The 20,551-nt window shown below is 42.8% G+C and carries 15 protein-coding genes and 2 pseudogenes; 12 read left to right on the top strand and 5 right to left on the bottom strand.

The window, feature by feature from the left end; all coding sequences use genetic code 11:
• A pseudogene (locus AC5JL8_RS00790) lies at positions 1 to 227 on the top strand (hypothetical protein); the annotation flags it as partial.
• 95 nt (positions 228 to 322) lie between these two features.
• Here AC5JL8_RS00790 and AC5JL8_RS00785 read toward each other — a convergent pair.
• Positions 323 to 745, bottom strand: a pseudogene (locus AC5JL8_RS00785) (NUDIX hydrolase); the annotation flags it as partial.
• A gap of 491 nt (positions 746 to 1,236) precedes the next feature.
• Between AC5JL8_RS00785 and AC5JL8_RS00780 the strand changes: the two are divergent.
• Positions 1,237 to 3,129, top strand: a complete 1,893-nt coding sequence (locus AC5JL8_RS00780; protein ID WP_495877871.1) for an aspartate kinase — start codon at positions 1,237 to 1,239, stop codon at positions 3,127 to 3,129.
• 350 nt (positions 3,130 to 3,479) lie between these two features.
• Positions 3,480 to 5,528, top strand: a complete 2,049-nt coding sequence (locus AC5JL8_RS00775; RefSeq protein ID WP_495877870.1) for a tetratricopeptide repeat protein — start codon at positions 3,480 to 3,482, stop codon at positions 5,526 to 5,528.
• Between the two features lie 10 nt (positions 5,529 to 5,538).
• Here the strand turns inward: AC5JL8_RS00775 and AC5JL8_RS00770 are convergent, their stop codons facing one another.
• Entirely contained in the window at positions 5,539 to 6,177 is a 639-nt protein-coding gene (locus tag AC5JL8_RS00770; RefSeq protein WP_495877869.1) for a restriction endonuclease subunit R, read from the bottom strand.
• Between the two features lie 495 nt (positions 6,178 to 6,672).
• Here AC5JL8_RS00770 and smc point away from each other — a divergent pair, with 495 nt between their 5' ends.
• A complete protein-coding gene (smc, locus tag AC5JL8_RS00765; RefSeq protein WP_495877868.1) occupies positions 6,673 to 10,311 on the top strand; it encodes a chromosome segregation protein SMC in 3,639 nt (1,212 codons plus the stop codon).
• Between the two features lie 58 nt (positions 10,312 to 10,369).
• Entirely contained in the window at positions 10,370 to 11,353 is a 984-nt protein-coding gene (locus tag AC5JL8_RS00760) for a PRC-barrel domain-containing protein (protein ID WP_495877867.1), read from the top strand.
• 467 nt (positions 11,354 to 11,820) lie between these two features.
• On the opposite strand, the gene AC5JL8_RS00755 is transcribed toward AC5JL8_RS00760, so the two are convergent.
• Positions 11,821 to 12,576, bottom strand: coding sequence for a hypothetical protein (locus AC5JL8_RS00755; RefSeq protein ID WP_495877866.1), 756 nt, complete (start codon positions 12,574 to 12,576; stop codon positions 11,821 to 11,823).
• A gap of 293 nt (positions 12,577 to 12,869) precedes the next feature.
• Here AC5JL8_RS00755 and lpxD point away from each other — a divergent pair, with 293 nt between their 5' ends.
• Both lpxD and AC5JL8_RS00745 read left to right on the top strand, forming a co-directional pair.
• Positions 12,870 to 13,916 carry a UDP-3-O-(3-hydroxymyristoyl)glucosamine N-acyltransferase gene (lpxD, locus tag AC5JL8_RS00750; RefSeq protein WP_495877865.1) on the top strand — a complete coding sequence of 349 codons (1,047 nt, stop codon included), beginning with the start codon at positions 12,870 to 12,872 and terminating at the stop codon, positions 13,914 to 13,916.
• On the top strand, positions 13,913 to 14,083 hold the full coding sequence (locus AC5JL8_RS00745) for a hypothetical protein (RefSeq protein ID WP_495877864.1): 171 nt from the start codon (positions 13,913 to 13,915) through the stop codon (positions 14,081 to 14,083). Before lpxD ends, AC5JL8_RS00745 begins: the two co-directional genes overlap by 4 nt.
• A gap of 5 nt (positions 14,084 to 14,088) precedes the next feature.
• On the opposite strand, the gene AC5JL8_RS00740 is transcribed toward AC5JL8_RS00745, so the two are convergent.
• Positions 14,089 to 14,994 (bottom strand): CoB--CoM heterodisulfide reductase iron-sulfur subunit B family protein, encoded by a 906-nt coding sequence (locus tag AC5JL8_RS00740; RefSeq protein WP_495877863.1) that lies wholly within the window; start codon positions 14,992 to 14,994, stop codon positions 14,089 to 14,091.
• Positions 14,995 to 15,338: 344 nt separating this feature from the next.
• Between AC5JL8_RS00740 and acpP the strand changes: the two genes are divergently transcribed.
• The 5 genes from acpP (at position 15,339) to AC5JL8_RS00715 (ending at position 20,119) form a co-directional block, all read left to right on the top strand.
• Positions 15,339 to 15,590: an acyl carrier protein gene (gene acpP / locus AC5JL8_RS00735; RefSeq protein WP_495877862.1), complete on the top strand. Its 252-nt coding sequence runs from the start codon at positions 15,339 to 15,341 to the stop codon at positions 15,588 to 15,590.
• Positions 15,591 to 15,734: 144 nt separating this feature from the next.
• The gene (fabF, locus tag AC5JL8_RS00730) at positions 15,735 to 16,982 is read left to right on the top strand and encodes a beta-ketoacyl-ACP synthase II (protein ID WP_495877861.1); all 1,248 of its coding nucleotides are present in this window, start codon (positions 15,735 to 15,737) and stop codon (positions 16,980 to 16,982) included.
• Between the two features lie 290 nt (positions 16,983 to 17,272).
• Positions 17,273 to 19,285: a transketolase gene (tkt, locus tag AC5JL8_RS00725; protein WP_495877860.1), complete on the top strand. Its 2,013-nt coding sequence runs from the start codon at positions 17,273 to 17,275 to the stop codon at positions 19,283 to 19,285.
• 126 nt (positions 19,286 to 19,411) lie between these two features.
• Positions 19,412 to 19,705: a hypothetical protein gene (locus tag AC5JL8_RS00720; RefSeq protein ID WP_495877859.1), complete on the top strand. Its 294-nt coding sequence runs from the start codon at positions 19,412 to 19,414 to the stop codon at positions 19,703 to 19,705.
• Positions 19,706 to 19,708: 3 nt separating this feature from the next.
• The gene (locus tag AC5JL8_RS00715; protein ID WP_495877858.1) at positions 19,709 to 20,119 is read left to right on the top strand and encodes a type II toxin-antitoxin system VapC family toxin; all 411 of its coding nucleotides are present in this window, start codon (positions 19,709 to 19,711) and stop codon (positions 20,117 to 20,119) included.
• 118 nt (positions 20,120 to 20,237) lie between these two features.
• On the opposite strand, the gene AC5JL8_RS00710 is transcribed toward AC5JL8_RS00715, so the two are convergent.
• Complete coding sequence (locus tag AC5JL8_RS00710) at positions 20,238 to 20,462, bottom strand: hypothetical protein (protein ID WP_495877857.1); 225 nt, start codon at positions 20,460 to 20,462, stop codon at positions 20,238 to 20,240.
• Between the last annotated feature and the right edge of the window lie 89 nt (positions 20,463 to 20,551).

Raw genomic sequence — 20,551 nt, 5'->3', positions numbered from 1 at the left:
ATTCCTGTTTCAAGCTCGACGATTCGAGTTTTGAACTCGACGATTCCTGTTTCAAACTCGGCGATTCCTGTTTTGAACTCAAACCATACTGTTATAAGGGAACTCCAAAAAATAAATTATCCAAATTTCTGGACTCAACACGACTTTCCCTCCCCATGCCCTCCGAAGTTGCTCCACTTGGGGAAACGCCAAGCACTTCTCTCCTGCTCCCTGCTCCCCTGCCCTAAATATGGGACGAGTGAGGACACTTAATCCCCCAAGAAAATTTGGTTCCAAACTGAGCGAATGCAGGATGAAGAATGGCCGAGTAGAGACGAGATACACAAAAAAGTGACTTAGTTAGGAGAAATCGTTTCAGAATTCGTTTGAGAGAAGCTCTTTTAACCCGCCTGATGGCTTTGGTAATATCTAGCCATTGGCGTTTTCGGTAACCGGCTTCTGGATAATCTTCACTTAGCGTCTCAACTGGCAAGGAATACATCTTGACACGATAAATCTTGCCTCGTTTGCGATATTTATAGCTGCCAAGTTCATGAGTATTTACCTGCCCAATTATCCCAGCTTCCTCCCATGCTTCTTTTGCTGCTGACTCCGGTGGACTCATTCCGTTAGGAATATCACCTTTAGGAATTACCCAGTCTTGGCGATCGCGAGTTGTGATCAGCAAAACTTCGATTTTTCCATTTTTAACTCGATAAGGAATTACCCCGGATTGCTGAGATATTTTGCTGACTTTTTGACTCATGTGACTTAAATCCTATGGTGTCATTCAGCCCGTGCTTTTTGCTGACGGCTTCTCCTCATACCATTTCACAAAAATGCTGATACAAATCATTGGTTTTTCATTCTTTCTCCCTGCTCCCTGCCCCCATGCAGCCTATTTGTATCAAACTTAAAGTGAAACGGTATCAGGTGGTGGAGACGAGATGTCATTAAATTTAGTGCCATGCAGCTCTTCAGGCTGATTTAAACTACATTTTTCCAGTTGGTTGGTAGCTTGGATTCGTTAAATAATCTTTTTAAACAGCGTTGTTATTCATCTCACTAGCGATGGATAACAACGCTGTTTAATGTAAACTAATTTGAATCAAAATATCGTTAATCTATAACATAAATGGCAAAAGCTTTCAGACTGAGCGCAATTTTTTGTAAACTAAATAACTAGCAATGCCTTCAAAGCTTCCCGAACCGGCGGAGGCTTTAAATGAAAGCAGGCAAATTGATTGAATAAAAATTATGGCGCTCATAGTTCAGAAATTCGGTGGAACCTCTGTCGGTTCAGTTGAACGTATTCAAGCCGTTGCACAGCGTGTTTATCAGACGGTTAAAGCTGGGAACTCCCTTGTTGTGGTGGTTTCTGCTATGGGTAAGACCACCGATGGACTTGTCAAACTAGCCAATGCAATCTCGACAAATCCTAGCCGCCGGGAAATGGATATGCTGCTTTCTACTGGTGAGCAAGTAACTATTGCTTTACTGAGTATGGCGTTGCAGGAAATTGGACAGCCAGCAATTTCGATGACGGGCGCTCAAGTGGGAATTGTTACCGAGGCTGAACACACTCGCGCTCGGATTCTGCATATTGAAACTCAACGTATGAAGCGGCATCTCAATCAAGGTAAAGTAGTTGTAGTAGCAGGATTTCAGGGCATAACCAGCATAGAAGAATTAGAAATTACGACTTTGGGACGTGGTGGTTCAGATACCTCAGCAGTGGCTTTAGCAGCTGCATTACAAGCGAATTTCTGTGAAATTTATACAGATGTGCCAGGGATTTTAACTACAGATCCGCGCATAGTTCCAGAAGCTCAACTGATGACTGAAATCACCAGTGATGAAATGTTGGAACTGGCAAGCTTGGGCGCAAAGGTACTACATCCGCGGGCTGTGGAAATTGCTCGCAATTATGGAGTGCCTCTTGTAGTTAGGTCTAGTTGGACTGATGACCCTGGTACTTGGGTGACAACACCCAAACCCCAAGGGCGATCGCTAGTGAATTTAGAAATTGCCCGTGCCGTAGATGATGTAGAGTTTGACACAGACCAAGCAAGGGTAGCTTTGTTGCGCGTACCAGATAAACCAGGGGTAGCAGCGCGGTTATTTGGCGAAATTGCCCGGCAAAAAGTTGATATAGATTTGATTATCCAGTCGATTCACGAAGGTAATACAAATGACATCGCCTTTACTGTCACCACACCCATATTAAAGCGAGCAGAAGCAGTAGCAGCAGCGATCGCCCCAGCATTGAGAAACCAATCCAACCCAAAAACAGAAGAAGCCGAGGTGATGATAGAGCAAAACATCGCCAAAGTCAGCATTTCTGGAGCAGGTATGATTGGGCGTCCCGGCGTTGCAGCCCAGATGTTCGCCACCTTAGCCGAAGCTGGCGTTAACATCCAGATGATTTCTACCAGTGAAGTAAAAGTAAGCTGCGTAGTTTCTGCCACAGAATGCGATCGCGCCGTCGCTGCACTCCGCAATACTTTTGAGATTGAAGCAGGAAAAGAAGACACGGGGTCTGTTTCAACTCCTATCCTCAGCACTCAGCACTCAGCAACGCCAGTTGCTACAACGGGGGAAACCCCCGCAACGCACTGGCTCCTCAGCACTCCCCACTCCCCTCCCCCCGTCCGTGGCGTTGCCTTAGACATGAATCAAGCGCGTCTTGCAATTCGCCAAGTCCCCGATCGCCCTGGAATGGCGGCGAAGCTGTTTGGACTATTGGCGCAGCACAACATCAGCGTTGACATGATTATTCAATCTCAACGCTGTCGCATAGTTGATGGAATTCCCAGACGAGATATTGCCTTTACCGTCGCCCGGATGGATGGGGAAAAAACTCAGAAATTGCTTGCCCAAGCAGCCACAGAATTAGGATGGGGTGAAATTGTTCTAGACAGTGCGATCGCCAAGGTGAGTATTGTCGGTGCAGGTATGGTCGGGCAACCAGGTATTGCCGCTAAAATGTTTGAGGCACTAGCCCACAATCAAATCAATATTCAAATGATTGCTACCTCAGAAATTAAAATTAGCTGTGTTGTAGCACAAGAACAAGGTACTCAGGCTTTACAAGTTATTCATGCTGCCTTTGGGCTTGCTGGTAGTGAGAAATTTGTAGTCCCAGCATAGAGAAGCTGTTGTGTTTTTAACAGCAACAGACGATTACAGGAGTCTGGCACAGAGAAAGATGAGAAAAAATTAAATTTTCCTTGTAGGGACGCAAAGCTTTGCGCCCCTACTTTTTTTAATGAGGAAAGTAGGTATTTCTGATACCAATTCATAAAAACTCTGATACATATAGATTTTTCCTAAGCGTACAGCATTGTTCCCTACCGACATATTTGTATCTTTATTAAAGTGAAGTGGTATGAGAACAGGAACCTAAGCTTTTTCAAGTTTTTATCTATTAAAATAATTTTACTCCGTAATAATACGCAGGCTGCAATCAACTAATTCCGTATAAAACTATATTTATTTTCATGCATAGTCACCTTCTGGATGCACGTTACCAAATCTTGACAGTCCTAAGTGCGGGGGAAGTGGCACAAGCCTACCTGGTTGAAGATAGTAATCTTCCCGGCAACCAATTTGTCTTGAAGCAGCTGCATCCTGCCGATCAAAATCCCCAAGCTTTAAAAATTCTGCGAGGCTTGTTTGCAGATGAGACAGATACCTTAAAAAAACTCGGTCAGGAACACGACCAAATTCAGAAGTTAGTTGCTCATTTTGAAGAAAATGACGAATTTTACCTAGTCCAAGAATTCATTGTTGGTAATTCTTTAACTGATGAAATTTTACGGGGAACACCCCTGAAGGAAAACCAAGTCATCAGTTTATTATCAGAGGTGTTAGAAATCTTAGCATTTGTACATAGCTATGGGGTGATCCATCAAGACATTAAACCGACTAATATTATTCGCCGGGAATCAGATAATAAGTTAGTTTTGATTGACTTTGGTTCTGTTAAAGAAATTGTTACAACTATCGTTGGAAATCTCGAATATATACCTATAGAACAATTACATGGTAACTCTCAATATAATAGTGATATATATGCTTTAGGTATAGTTGCGATCGCGGCACTTATTGGTTTAACCGCAGACGAAATATCTATATTACCAAGTAATAAAAATTTACTAACAGGTGAAATCGTCTGGCGTCATAGAATTCCACAACTTAACAAACAACTAGCAAATATCCTGGATAAAATGGTGCGATTTGATTACCGTAAACGCTACCAATCAGCGACTGAAGTTTTAAAAGCACTGAAAAAGTTAAACAATCATGAGTCTGATCAGCAAAATCAGCGGTCTAAAAAACCCTGGCTAATTCTGGCAGGCATAGTTGGTTGTATTGCTATTAGTGCCACAGCATGGATGTTATTAACGCCAAAAAAAGTAGTTAATACCAAAGAATTATTCGAGGAGGGAGTTAAAACATATGAACGAGGAAACTACAAAGAGGCGGTAAAAACTTTTACTCAGGTTATTGAACTTAATCCAAAAGATGCTTTGGCTTATAATCGTCGAGGTGATGCTTTTTATCGATTAGGAGAATACAAGCAAGCTCAAGCAGACTCTAGCAAAGCAATTCAGCTTAATCCTCAAGATGCTAATGCTTATTATGACCGAGGCTTTACTTTGTATGAATTAGGCAAACCTAAAGAAGCGATCGCCAACTACAGTCAAGCAATTAAACTTAAAGCACACAATCCTTATAGTTACTATGGACGAGGTTTAGCCCGTGTTAGGCTGAAGGATTATAAAGGAGCAATAACAGATTTTAATAAAGCGATCGGCCTCAAATCTGGGTATACTGAAGCTTACTTACAACGAGGGATTCTCCGTCGTCGCCTGAGACTGAAGCAAGCAGCAATCCAAGATTTTGAAACAGTAATGGAGATTAATCCTAATAATGCTACAGCATATTATCAAAGAGGATTAACTCAATTTGGGAATAACCACAAGGACGCTGCAATTAAGGATTATAATAGCGCCATTGAACTCAATCCCAAATATATAGAAGCCTATCTAAATCGGGGAGATGCTTATAGTGAAATGGGCAAAAACTTAGAGGCTACCGAAGATTACAACAAAGTTTTAGAGCTTAATCCTAAATATTCCACAGGTTACATCCACAGAGGTATGCACCGCTTTTCTGTTGGTAATTACCAAGGTGCAATAGGAGATTACACGGAAGCGATTAAGCTAGATCCTAGAGATGCAGCAGCTTATAATAACCGGGGTAATGCTCATCTCGAACGGGGAAATAAAAAAGCAGCGATTGAGGATTACTCTCAAGCGATCGCAGTTAATTCTAACTATGCTTTAGCCTACTACAATCGAGGTTTAATTAAGGCTAGGCAAGGTGATAAAAAGGGAGCGATCGCAGATTTTCAGCAAGCAGCAAAACTGTTTAAACAAAAAGGACAGAAAACTAGTTATCAAGATACCCAAAAGGAAATTAATCTGTTACAAAATCAGCCAGCCAAAGCTAAAACTTCTAACCCTACCTCTGAGAAACGATAAAATTATCGAATTATAGCTTACATATTGATTTGAAAACTTGCAGCAACTCAACAGAAGAGTCGGAGCGAGTTAGATCGAGTTTGGGAAATAATTGATAAATCGGGGGATTTCCTTGTTGCATATAGACAAACTGATAATCCATGCCATTAGTAGTCAATCCCCAAACTGATGTTTGATTTTCTAGACTTGTGTAGGCATAAGTGAGTAGTTGTGGCAAACCTTCTAAGGCATTAAGGCTGCTATTTTTGGATTCAATTACTAGTATCCAAAAAGGCGTAGTTACTGTTCTTTCTTGAGACTTTTTAACAGCTAAAATATCCATCCGTCCTTTGATGTTCGTATCTTCATCTTCAACGTAAATATCAGCAATATTTTCTTCTAAAGTAATCTTAATACTGGGCTGATAAAATCCAGCTAATTTCATTAACGGTGCAAGGAAAAGAAATTTTATCTGTCCTTCCGAAATTTTCCCTTCTGAGTAGTAATCACGGAATATATTACGGATTATATGTAATTCTTGCTGTTCAAATTCTGTAAGAGTTTCTAGCGATAGTAATGATGTAATTGAGTCATTCAACTGTTCTTCAAAATGCAAAAGGTCTTGAACATCTCTTAGTCTGAGGTTTCTTGTGTCTAGAGTAATAGTCATGGGTTTATTCGTCCGTATTTAGCTAAATATATAGCTTCGCATAGTGTACTGAGGTACAATTTATATGTTTCCCGTACCTTACTCAATTGAGAACTATAAGAATTTATATTAAATAGTAAAAAAGGCTAAAGAATTCAATAAACTAAAAGCGTTTCTGACTTTTTTATATTAATATTCAATTGAGTAATTTTTATATGCACACGTATAAATTACTTACACATAGCATATAAAAGTTAAAAATTTATTACTAATAAAATTAAAAAATTATAATTTTTTGAAAAATACTGTTATTTTTCGTAGAATCGTTAAAATTGTTTTCTGTACTTAAACAGTGCGTTTGATTCACTTGAATAGCCTTGCAGAACCCTCCTTGCCGCCTTTGCTTTCACTGTGCCTCTGCGGTTCGCTAATTTTCAAAATTATTCATCCTAACCTGTTGCGAATTTTTAATTAATTGATACACTTTTACTTCATTAGCCCAGCTACCCAGCGCCTATGGTTCATGTAAAGCGGGTGGAACTTACCAATTTCAAATCCTTCGGCGGTACTACCCAAGTTCCTCTACTGGGAGGGTTTACTGTCATATCTGGGCCAAATGGTTCCGGAAAATCGAATATTCTTGATGCGCTACTGTTTTGCCTGGGACTGGCTAGTTCTAAGGGAATGCGGGCCGATCGCCTACCGGATTTGGTAAACAATACCCAAACTGCTAAAAGTCGTGCCACTGTCGAAGCTAGCGTCACGGTAACGTTTGATATTACCGATGCTGTGTCACACCACGATACAAAAGCACAAAGCAAAGAAAGTACCGAAGAAATAGAGGTAGAACAAAATTCTCACTCAGAACTCAGAACTCAAAACTCAGCGGTTCCTCATGAATGGAGTGTCACTAGAAAGCTGCGAGTCACCCACCAAGGAACTTACACATCGAATTACTATATCAATGGTACAGCCTGCACCCTCACAGAACTGCATGAAGAATTAGAGACACTGCGGATATATCCTGAAGGCTATAACGTTGTACTGCAAGGGGACGTCACCAGTATTATTTCGATGAATGCCAGAGAACGGCGGGAAATCATTGATGAATTGGCAGGGGTAGCAGCATTCGATCGCAAAATTAACCAAGCTAAGGAAACTTTGGATGAGGTAAAGGAGAAAGAAGATAGCTGTCGGATTATCGAAACAGAATTAACTATACAGCGCGATCGCCTCTCCCAAGACCGTGCCAAAGCCGAGAAATACCAAAAACTCCGCACAGAATTTCTTGCTAAACAATCGTGGGAAGCCGTCTTATCGTGGCGTTCTCTACAAACACAGCAAGAAAAATTAGTTAACCAAATTCAAACAGGCGATCGCAATTTTGGCGAACTTTCTACTCAACTAACAACTCTTAACACCGAGATTGAGCAAAAAACTGTTGAACTAGATAAACTCAATGCTCATGTCAAAGCTTTGGGAGAAGATGAACTGTTAGCGGTACAATCTACCCTCGCTACCCAAGAAGCAGAACACAAACAACTCCAGCGTCAAAAAACCGAATTAGAAGCCGCAATACAGGAATCTGCCAAGCGCCAAACACAAACTCAACAAGAAATTCAACAACATCAGCAATCTCTAGAACAAATTGCTCAAACACAGCTTGTTGAAAAGCAATCGATTATTTATTGTCAACAGCAAAGGGATGAGACGCAACAAGCTTTAGACGATTCCCGCGCAGCAGCCACAGCCATTGCTTCGGCTTCGGAAGCTTGGGTGCAGCAACAAACAGCATTAAACCGTCAAATTGAAACTATACTGCAAACTCTTGAACCGCAGCGCACCGAGCAAGCACAACTAAGAGAGCGCAATAACCAACTCCAGCAGCAAATTCAAGAGCAAACTCAGCTAATTGCCACTTTAGAACCCCAATTAGCAGAGAAACAAACTGAATGTAGTCGCATTGAAGCAGAATTTAGCGCTTCTAGCGAACCCATCCAAAATGTAGCGCAAAATCTCGCAGCCACAGAACAAGAACTGCAAATCCAACAAGATACCCAAAAGCGCCTTTTGCAAGAGCAAAGAGATAAGCAACGGCAATTAGATAAACTAGAGGCGCAAGCACAAGCACAGCAAGAAGTACAAGGCACTCAAGCGAGTAAAGTTATCTTGCAATCGGGAATGCCTGGACTTTGTGGCTTAGTTGTGCAGTTAGGCAGAGTAGAACCTCGCTATCAACTAGCTTTAGAAATTGCTGCTGGCGGACGTTTGGGTCATATAGTGGTAGAAGATGACGGCGTAGCCGCAACTGGAATTGAATTGCTTAAACAAAAACGTGCTGGCAGAGCAACTTTTCTACCTTTAAATAAAATTAACGCTCCTAGATTTACTCAAGATGCCACACTACGTTTAGCCAGTGGTTTTGTTAACTATGCTGTTAATTTAATTGAGTGCGATCGCCGTTATAAAGATGTATTCGGCTACGTTTTTGGCAACACCGTAGTATTTTCTACCTTAGAACAAGCACGAAAAAACTTAGGTTTATATCGAATCGTCACCTTAGACGGGGAATTGCTAGAAACTAGCGGTGCGATGACTGGTGGTAGCAATAACCAGCGTTCAGCATTGCGCTTTGGCTCGGTGGAAGCAGCAGAATCAGAAGAAGTAGCCGCTTTCAGAAATCGCTTGGTGGAAATTGAGCGCGTTTTAGAGCGTTGTAGTGAGGCAATAAATACTTTATCAGCCAAAACAAAACGATTAGCCCAAGAAGTAACAGAAACTCGTCAAGCACGGCGGGAACAGCAGTTGCAATTAGAGCAATTGCACAAAGAAATTAAAACCTTGACAGCGCAGTTAGAAACAACGCGATCGCAATTAGCTCAAAATAGTGAAAAATTAGCTACTGCTCAATCTCGCTTGGAGATTTTGGATCGGGAATTACCAGGACAAGAAGCGCAATTGCAACAATTGCGACAAGTGTTAGCGGAGTTAGAAGCTTCGCAGACGCCTAGTGAATGGCAACAAATCCAAGCAACTATTAAAAATCAGGAGCAACAATTACAACAGCGCGAGTCAGCCTTACGAGATGCAGAGCAAAGATTAAAAAACCTTGAGAATCAGCAACAACGGCTGTACGAAAAAATTCAAGAAGGCGAACAACGAATTACCCAAATTCACCATCAGCAAGAGACACAGCAAAATCAACTGTCTGCACTCAGCACTCAGCACTCAGCACTTAGCAATGCGATTGCTGAAACTCGTGCGGCTTTGAAACAGATGGAACAGAATTTGGGAGAAGAAAAACAAAAACGCGATCGCACCGAACAAGAATTGCGATCGCATCTTTTACGCCAGCAACAAATTGAATGGGAACTGCAAAAACTCCAAGAAACCCAACATACGCGGCGAGAAGAACTAGTAAATGTACAAGCACAACTGCAAACTTTAGCAGCCGAATTGCCGAGTCCTTTGCCAGAAGTGCCAGATCAAGTAGATTTAGAAGAACTACAAAAAGAATTGCGATCGCTAGCTAAACGCTTGCAAGCAATGGAACCAGTAAATATGCTGGCCCTAGAAGAATATGAACGTACACAAAACCGTCTGCAAGAACTTACGCAAAAGCTACAAACCCTAGAAGCGGAGCGCACAGAATTACTTTTGCGGATTGAAAACTTTACTACATTGCGACAACGCGCCTTCAAAGAAGCTTTCGATGCAGTTAACGAAAACTTTCAATCAATTTTTGCCACCCTTTCTGACGGTGACGGCTATCTACAACTCGATGATCCCGAAGATCCGTTTGGCAGTGGACTAAATTTAGTCGCACACCCCAAAGGTAAACCAGTCCAGCGATTAGCTTCCATGTCTGGTGGTGAAAAATCTCTGACAGCATTAAGCTTCATCTTTTCCCTACAACGCTATCGCCCATCGCCATTTTACGCCTTTGACGAAGTAGATATGTTTTTGGATGGGGCAAACGTAGAACGATTAGCTAGAATGATTAAACAACAGGCGCAACAAGCGCAATTTATAGTTGTGAGTTTGCGTCGCCCGATGATAGAATCAGCCGAACGCACAATAGGCGTTACTCAAGCACGGGGAGCTTACACTCAAGTTTTGGGCATTAAGTTATCATCCGACCATACATCTGCTTGAGTTTTTGTTAATAATAGTGTATAGATTAACCGGATTCGAGATCAGGACTCGGTATAGAATGACCTCTGAACAGATAATTAGGCGTTCCGACATATTAAATACCCAGGTGATTACCCGCGACAACGGCAAGCGGCTAGGCATCGTAAATCAGGTCTGGGTTGATATTGACCAAAGAGAGGTTGTGGCTCTTGGCTTGAGAGACAGCCTGATCTCTATATCGGGTGTGCCGCGCAATATGTTCCTTAGCAGTATCAATCAAATTGGCGATGTCGTCCTGGTTGATAATGAAGATGTAATTGAAGATATTGAAGTTGAAACTCTTAGCAACCTGATTAACTGGGAAGTAATTACAGAAACCGGTGAAGTATTAGGCAGAGTGCGAGGCTTCAAATTCAATGGAGAAAGCGGTAAGCTTCACTCCATAGTTATTGCTTCTCTAGGATTGCCCCAAATTCCCGACCAAATGCTCAGTACTTACGAGTTCTCAGTAGATGAAATTGTCAGCACAGGCCCCAGTAGATTGATTGTATTTGAAGGAGCCGAAGAGCGCGTCAACCAGTTAACAGTTGGTGTGCTTGAGCGTCTGGGTATTGGTAAAGCACCTTGGGAACGGGATGCAGAAGAAGAATACGGTTACAGTGCGCCTCGCACAGTTGCACCTGCTAATCAACTGCCTAGTGGTGTACCATTACAACCACCCAAACCGAAAGTTCGTACCCCCGAACCCGTAGCACGGGAAGAATGGGATGAAGACTATGTGGAACAAGAAAGACCACAGCGTCAGGTGATGCAAGCGCGACAATACGAATCTATTCAATACGAAGAAGACGAAGAAGATAACTGGAGCGAAGCAACTGATAAAGACAGTTATCAAAAGACGCCCATATATGAAGCCCAACCTTACAAAAAGCAATACGTCGATGACTATGATAATTATGACGACGTAGAAGGCGATGCTTGGGAGGATGCACCAAAGCCAGTGAATATCCCCAAGAAAGTTAAAGAAAAGCAGCCAGAATACGAGGAAGAAGGCGGATATTAAGCTTATCCTCACCCCCAACCCCCTACCCGCACAACAGCGAGCAGGGGGTTATTTTTTGGTGTTACAGAACAGTGGGATGAATTGGGCATTGGGCATTGGGGATTAAAGATAGGACTTACGCATCGTACATGAGTACTACACGCAATTTGGGTATTTCAGCCGTGTTTAGCACTCAGCGATCGCAAATATGGGAATAAATCGGGGTTATGCGAAGCGCCTGAAACGACCAAAAACCGTAATCTATACTATGGCCAATTTGTACAGTGCGTAAGTCCTAAAGGAAATTGCCCAGCCCCTTGTCCCCCTTCGGGTATCTCCTTTGGAGACGCTGCGCGAAACGCAGTCGCCTGCGGAGGAGCCAGCGCGGTCTTGGGGGTCTCCCCCATGAGCGACTGGTGTTGGAAACCCTACCAAGAGCGCTGTCTCACCTTGTCCCCTTGTCCCCAATCCCCAGTCCCCAGTCCCCATTAACTACAAGTAATTGCTGAAGCCGAATTTACCTTTGTTAAGTCGCCAGTAAATACAGCCGTGTATTTATAAGGTGATGAACCAGAGCAAGTCATAGGAGTCGTATTAGCGCGACGCGGAGTCCACCAGGAATCTGCCTGCACAGTTAGATTTGTGCCATTCCATGATAATTGAGTGACGGCTAAAGAGTTAGTTTTGCCATCAGTCGCCTTCTTAGAACTGAGAAATGTGGCATAGTAAACGTCACCATTACTTGGATTAATCCGTGCTAGAACTGCTACTTTAGGGCCGCCGCCGCTACCATAACTGGATAGCCAACGACCACTGGCAAAGCGCCGAAAATCATTACCAGTCTGGCTACCGGTAGAGGAGAAAACGCTATATAAAACACTTCCTCCATCCCAAAGCAATCCATAGCCTGTACCGTCGTCACCCGTTGTTTCGTAGTCGCTGCGACACCATCTCTTGACACCATTATCGAAACGGACGAGGCGGGGGTCTTTGTTAATAGATGATACTTGCTGATAACCAATGTAGATTGTGGTCGATCCAATAGTCACTTTTGGCCCATTTTTAGCTTTGATGGTCGCCTCAGTATCATTGCAAGTAAATGTCACTCCTTTACCAACAGATGACTGTGTACTAGTTTGAGCAAAAATTTGAGGAGTTATTCCTGTGATGGCTAAATTAGCTCCTAATACTGCTGATAAAGATAAAAGCGTCAGATATTTTGGCAATTTGTGGCGATAAATCATTTTAAGCAACCGATTAAAAAATGTGTAAAACAATACCTTAGCACAAAGTTTAAACAGTATTTACACAAACAATATTTTTAAATTTTCTTGACAGTGTATGCTTTTTCGGTTAAAAAGCAAGCGGACACATTAAAGAAAAGATACAATGTTAATTAAGTAAAACCAGTGTTTTCACCGTGTGTAAGTCTTGGCTTACTAACTTAAGCTTGTGATATTTGCATAAGTTCTGAACATAGTCCTAACAAAGAGCGACAATTATCTTGCCTTTGTAGATGACTTGTGAACTTATAACAATGAAATTCAGTGAAATCGTAGGTCAATTGGGTGATACCATCACCGACCACAGCCTTAATGCTAACCAAAATCATGATCCAGATATTACTGGAGTAGCAGCCATTGATGAAGCTACCATCAGCACTCTCAGTTATATAGAAGGGCCTAAATTTGCTTCAGCACTGGACAAAACAAATGCTAGTGCTTTAATTTTGCCTAATGACAAAACATTACAGATACAAGCACAAGAACGCGGTATTGTATGGTTAGCCACGCCAGAACCGCGATTATTGTTTGCTAAAGCGATCGCAATTTTCTACCAACCGTATCGTCCTAACGCAGAAATTCATCCAACTGCTGTGATTCACCCCAGCGCAGAAATTGGTAGCGATGTTTATATTGGCCCTCATGTGGTGATTCAGCAAGCAGTGAAAATTGGCAATAATGCAATCATTCATCCTAATGTGGTAATTTATCCAGATGCCCAAATAGGCGATCGCACCACCTTACACGCTAATTGTACTATCCACGAACGCACCCGCATTGGTGCAGATTGCGTAATTCATAGCGGTGCTGTTATCGGTGCAGAAGGCTTTGGCTTTGTTCCTACCCGCACTGGTTGGGTCAAAATGGAACAATCGGGCTACACTGTCTTAGAAGATAGGGTAGAAGTTGGCTGTAATACTGCCATTGACCGTCCAGCGGTAGGAGAAACACGTATAGGCTGCGATACCAAAATTGACAACTTGGTGCAAATTGGTCATGGTTGCAAAATTGGTGCTGGTTGTGCATTAGCCGGTCAGTCCGGTATGGCGGGAGGCGTGCAAATTGGAAATCGCGTTATCTTAGCTGGACAATCAGGAATTGCCAATCAAGTGAAAATTGGTGATGGTGCGATTACAACCGCTCAAAGCGGAATTCATAATGACGTTATGCCAGGAGAGATTGTCTCTGGAAGCCCAGCGATTCCTCACAAAATATATGTCAAGGTAGCTGCTGTTTATAGTCGGTTACCAGAAATGTATAAATCACTGAAACAATTACAACGTCAACTAGGGCAAAAGTGAAGATTGGGGATTGGGGATTGGGGATTGGGGATTGGGGAACAAGGAGAGGAATTCTTATTCTTAACTCAGCACTCAGCACTCAGCAACGCCAGTTGCTACAACGGGGGAAACCCCCGCAACGCACTGGCTCCTCAGCACTCCACACTCAACAGCTCCCCAACCCCTAATCGTTTTAAAAACCTAACTTTTCTAACACTGGCTTTGTGGAAACGATGTGGCGTTCTAAACCCAATTCTTTCGGACTTACCCCTAGTGCTAAAGCAATTAACTGGGATAAATGTAATACTGGCAAACCTAGCTTCTGCCCAATAACTTTTTCCACCTCTGGCTGACGAGAATCTAAATTGAGGTGACACAGCGGGCAAGGAGTCACCATACAATCAGCACCAGCTTCCAAAGCATCTTGAATATGTGTCCCCGCCATCTTGAAAGATTGGGTAGTCGCGTAGCTGGATAAAGGCCAACCGCAACATTGAGTACGACCTCGGTAATAAATTGGTTCCGCACCCACTGCACGAAACATATTTTCCATCGCTTCCGGTCGGAAGGGGTCGTCATAGGGCATGGACTTTTGGGCGCGGAGGAGATAGCAACCATAAAAAGCCGCGCATTTGAGTTTACTCAACTTTCGAGTAACACGTTTGCTGATTTCTTCTAAACCGTAATCAGTCACTAAAGCATAAAGAAGATGCTTAACTTCGGTACTACCGCGATAAGGTAAACAGCCTTCTTTGGAAAGCAAACTATTGACTTGCTCAATGTATGCTGGCTTGGTTGCCTGACATTCTTTTAGGCGTTCATCGACATGACCAATAACACCTTGACAAGTGCTGCAATGGGTAAGTAAAGGTAAATTTAACTCTTCTGCTAAGGCAATATTGCGAGCATTAACTGTATCTTCTAACAGTTGAGAATCTTCTTTAAACGTACCTGAACCGCAGCAGGCAGCTTTTTTCAGTTCAACTAGTTGAATACCTAATGCTTGGGCAAGGGCTTGAGTTGATAGGTGAAGCTCCCGACACGCTCCCTGAGCAACACAACCAGGAAAGTAAGCGTATTTTAACGTTTGAGATAGCATAAAATTATATTAGGTTAAGCCTGTAGCCTTTTAACGATAACTGTTTTATCACTCATTGCCATTATCGCTTACCAGACTTTAAATCCTTATTTGGACATTGTAAAAAAAATCAGTAAGAATTGCAAAACAGAAGTATATATACAGTGTATGCGATCGCTTTGCGGGTTCTGTTGCCCAATTACTCTTTGAGTAGTGGCTGTGTTCCAAAAAAAGCAGGAGGGTTTTTCTATAGGAAAACCCTTTGGCAGTGTACGGGCGATCGCGCTTTCCGATAAGATGTATATGCTCAAAACAATGTTGCCCATAAAGAGCAGATCATAGCAACTGGTTAAGGACATTTATCTATGAGCCAAGCGGACATTTTTGAAAGAGTAAAGAAAGTTGTCACCGATCAACTCGGTGTAGAGGCTGAGACTATCAGACCGCAATCTACGTTTATTGACGATTTAGGGGCTGATTCCTTAGATATTGTGGAACTAGTAATGGCTTTTGAAGAAGAATTTGATATTGAAATTCCCGATGAAGCCGCTGAAAAGATTTTATCGGTTCAAGAGGCAGTGGATTATATCAACAGCAAAGTTGCTGCATCTGCCTAAAAAGCGATTGGGGATCAGGGATTGAAAATTGGGGATCAGGAAAAATTTATGCCATATCTCATTCCCAGTACCCAGTACCTAGTACCCAGTCCCTAATCTCTAGTACTCCCTTTTTGCTGCTTTCTCGCCACCTTTAACTGAGTCATGACAGATTATAAACGTAAACGCGTTGTGGTAACTGGTGTTGGCGCGATTACACCTATTGGCAATACACCAGCTGAGTATTGGGAAGGATTGTTGAGTGGTCGTAATGGCATTGACTACATCACCTCTTTTGATGCATCTCGCCATGATTGCCGCATTGCTGGTGAAGTAAAAAACTTCGATCCGCATGATTACTTGGATCGTAAAGAAGCCAAGCGCATGGATCGATTTTCCCAATTTGGGGTTTCGGCTGCAAAACAAGCTGTATCTGACGCGCGTTTAGAGATTAATGAACTGAATGCAGAACAGGTGGGCGTCATTATTGGTTCTGGCATTGGTGGACTGAAGGTTTTAGAAGACCAGCAAACAGTTTACCTGAACCGTGGCCCCGATCGCTGTAGTCCGTTCATGATCCCGATGATGATCGCGAATATGGCAGCTGGCTTAACAGCTATCCACACTGGCGCTAAAGGCCCCAATTCTTGTTCTGTGACAGCTTGTGCCGCTGGTTCAAATGCCATAGGAGATGCTTTTCGCCAGATTCAATGGGGGTATGCCAAAGCAATAATTTGCGGAGGTTGTGAAGCGGCAATTACACCTTTGGGTGTAGCTGGTTTTGCCGCAGCACGGGCGCTTTCAACGAGCAATGACCCGGCTAATGCCTGCCGTCCGTTTGACCGCGATCGTGATGGATTTGTCATGGGTGAAGGTGCGGGAATTTTGCTGCTCGAAGAACTCGAACACGCCAAGAGCCGAGGCGCTCGCATTTATGCGGAAATAGTCGGTTATGGGATGACTTGTGATGCTTATCATATGACCTCTCCAGTCCCTGGTGGGTTAGGAGCAGCCAGAGCCATAGAACTAGCGCTGAAGGATGGAGGACTAACTCCAGAGATGGTGAACTACATCAATGCTCACGGCACTAGCACCCCAGCTAATGATTCCACTGAAACAGCAGCGATGAAAAAAGCCTTGGGTGACCACGCTTATAAGGTAACAATTAGTTCTACCAAATCGATGACAGGTCATCTTTTGGGCGGCTCTGGAGGTATTGAAGCAGTGGCAACAGTATTGGCAGTTGCCAACGATCAAGTTCCACCAACAATTAATCTGGAAAATCCCGATCCAGATTGTGACCTGGACTATATTCCTCACAGTAGCCGCGCTCAAAAAATCCAAGTAGCACTATCCAATTCTTTTGGGTTTGGCGGTCACAATGTCACGCTAGCCTTTAAAAAATACGCCTAAAAATCCCCAGTTCGTCAGTTGGTCAAATCTCCTCAAGTTAGGTGGAAAAGTATCATATATATCATTTCCAGCTAAACCAAGGGTTCAAAACGACCACATTATTAGCTGGATTTATCACTGCAAACTCAGGAAAACCCGCTTGTCCATCAACAATCGGGAATGGGATGATGAGGATACTGTGGGGGAATGTTAAAACAACACGGCAATAAGAGGAAAATCCACGCCCCTTTTTGCCTCCCCGGTAAGTGAAGCTCCAAGAGTGCTAACCCGTCGTTAAAAACAATCTTATTATGGCTGTTGCAACCCAATCCCTCGAAGAACTTTGTATTAACTCGATTCGCTTCTTGGCTATTGACGCCGTAGAAAAGGCAAAATCGGGACACCCAGGGCTGCCGATGGGCGCTGCTCCAATGGCTTTTGTACTTTGGGATCGCTTTATGCGGTATAACCCCAAAAATCCTAAGTGGTTCAACCGCGATCGCTTTGTCCTATCTGCCGGGCACGGCTCAATGTTGCAGTATGCCCTGCTCTACTTGGCTGGTTACGACAGCGTGACTATTGAGGACATCAAGCAATTCCGTCAGTGGGAATCCAAAACCCCTGGACACCCAGAAAACTTCATGACCGCTGGTGTAGAAGTTACTACCGGGCCCTTGGGACAAGGTATTGCCAATGGAGTCGGTTTGGCAATAGCTGAAGCACATTTAGCCGCAAAGTTCAACAAACCCGATGCCAAAATAGTCGACCATTATACTTACGTAATTGTAGGTGATGGTTGTAACATGGAAGGTGTTTCTGGTGAAGCTTGTTCTTATGCTGGACACCTGGGATTAGGTAAACTCATCGCTCTGTACGACGACAACCATATTTCTATCGATGGTTCTACAGATGTAGCATTCACAGAAGATGTTTCTAAACGGTTTGAAGCATACGGTTGGCATGTCCAGCATGTCAAAGATGGTAATACCGATTTGGAAGCTATTGCTAAAGCAATTGAAGCCGCCAAAGCTGTCACAGATAAGCCTTCCTTCATTAAGGTAACCACCACTATTGGTTATGGTTCGCCCAACAAGGCAAACACAGCTGGTGTTCACGGTGCTGCTTTGGGTACAGATGAAGTCGCATTAACTCGTCAAAATTTGGGTTGGGAACACGAGCCTTTTGTAATTCCACAAGATGTCCTCAACCATACACGTAAAGCAGTTGAGCGCGGTGCAGGCTACGAAGGGGACTGGAACAAGGCTTATGCTGATTACAAAGCCAAATATCCTCAAGAAGCAGCTGAATTTGAACGTTACCTCAGCGGCAAACTGCCCGATGGTTGGGATAAGGTACTACCCACCTACACCGCCGAAGACAAAGCACTACCCACCCGCAAGCACTCAGAAACCTGCCTCAACAAACTAGCAGCAGTTTTACCTGAGCTGATTGGTGGTTCGGCTGACTTAACTCACTCCAACCTGACCGAACTCAAGGGCAAGGGTGACTTTCAAAAAGGACAATACCAAAACCCCAACATCCACTTTGGCGTGCGGGAACACGGTATGGGCGCAATCTGCAACGGCATGGCGCTGCATGGTTCGGGATTGATTCCCTACGGCGCAACCTTCCTGATCTTCACAGATTACATGCGTGCTGCCATTCGTTTATCTGCCCTGTCCCAAGCTGGCGTGATTTGGGTGATGACCCACGACTCGATTGGACAAGGTGAAGATGGCCCAACCCACCAACCCATTGAAACTCTAGCTTCCCTACGAGCTATTCCTAAACTAACAGTGATTCGCCCCGCAGACGGAAACGAATCTTCTGGCGCTTACAAAGTGGCAATTGAAAGAGCAAAGCAAAACGCTCCCACTTTATTGGCGTTCACCCGTCAAAATGTCCCCAACTTGGCAGGTACATCGATTGAAGGCGTAACCAAGGGTGGATACACGGTGGTAGATAGCGACGGTACGCCGGAACTAATTTTGATTGGTACTGGTTCCGAATTGAGCCTCTGTGTCACCGCAGCCGAGAAACTCACAGCCGAAGGCAAAAAAGTCCGTGTTGTATCACTACCCTCATGGGATCTGTTTGAAGCACAGGATGCAGCTTATAAAGAGTCTGTTCTGCCTAAAGCCGTTACCAAGCGCTTGTCTGTAGAAGCTGGCAGTAGTTTTGGCTGGCACAAGTATGTAGGTACTGAAGGCGATTGCGTGAGTATTGATCGCTTTGGTGCTTCAGCCCCTGGCGGTGTTTGTTTAGAGAAGTTTGGCTTTAGTGTTGAGAATGTGTTAGCGAAAGCGAAAGCATTATTGGGTTAATAACAACAGCATAATCTCTAAATTCTCTTATGGGGTGGGCATATTGCCCGCCTTTTTTTTACGCAGAGGGAGGCAGAAGAAAATTGTTTATAATTTATGTAAATGCTTGATCAATGAGGGGGAATTATGCCTGAAGTTGCTAATTATCATCAAGAACTACTTAACCGGATATCGACAATAGTAGAAAAATTGATTAAAGGTAATAGTTTTTATCAGGTCAAATTAAACCAAAAAGAAATGATAGAAATGTTGGTAGAACTATTTGGGCAATTTTCTCCTGAAGAAATGAGAGCTATTACAGACCATGAACTAACACGCAGAATTAAAAAAATGTTGACCTTAGAGGCAGTTTCAGGTACTCTAAATGATTTAACACCTGAGCAAATAGCAATTTATGATGCAGCGGTGGAAGGAAAATAGAGAGTGACTTATCTCTTAGATTCAAATATTGTTTCTTATATTTTAAAGAAAAATACAATTGTTAATAATAAATTACGCCAAGTAAACCTTCGCGGAGAAGAAATATTTATCAGCTGCATTACTTACTATGAAGTGAAGCGAGGGCTTTTAGCTGTAAATGCTACTAGACAGTTAGCAGATTTTAATCAGTTTTGCAGGGACTATGCAATTTTGTTCCTAGATGATATCAATATTATTGAACAAGCCTGCCAAATTCATATAGATTTACAACGCAGGGGTTTGAAGATACAAGAACAAGATATATTGATTGCAGCTACAGCAATTACACGCGGCTTAATTCTGGTTTCTAATGATTCTGATTTGTTGAGAGTACAGGGGCTTACTTTAGAAAATTGGGTAATAACAGAATCTTGAGTTTAGGGTAGTGAAGTAAAAGTAAGAACTCTTATAAATTCAACAATAATGGGAAGTTAGTTAATTAACCATTAGTAGATAAATTCACATTTTCTAGTAAATATATTACAAAATCTTTTTATTTTACAATTGTATTGATTGATAATGAAAAATGAGAGTTTGCATATCTATCTGTTAACTCAATTAGCTCAAATAGTGTTTGACTAATAATTTTTTCTTCCAATTCCACTTGTAATAAAGCCTCTGCCTCTGTAGGCTTGTAGTCAGTTTTGCAAAGCAACTTAACACAAGAAGCATTGCCATGTGAAAACTTAAGATGCGAATGGGTGAAGTATGCCTCCATAATGTGTTATTTTCTTGTTTTGATTTTTCAGAAACTGTCTCACGTATAAATAAGAGCGATCGCAACTTAAATTGAAATGTCCTACCACC

It is taken from the genome of Mojavia sp. (genome assembly GCF_059505145.1).
Note: the sequence above shows the minus strand (reverse complement) of the source record. Positions and strands in the feature narration are given on the sequence as shown.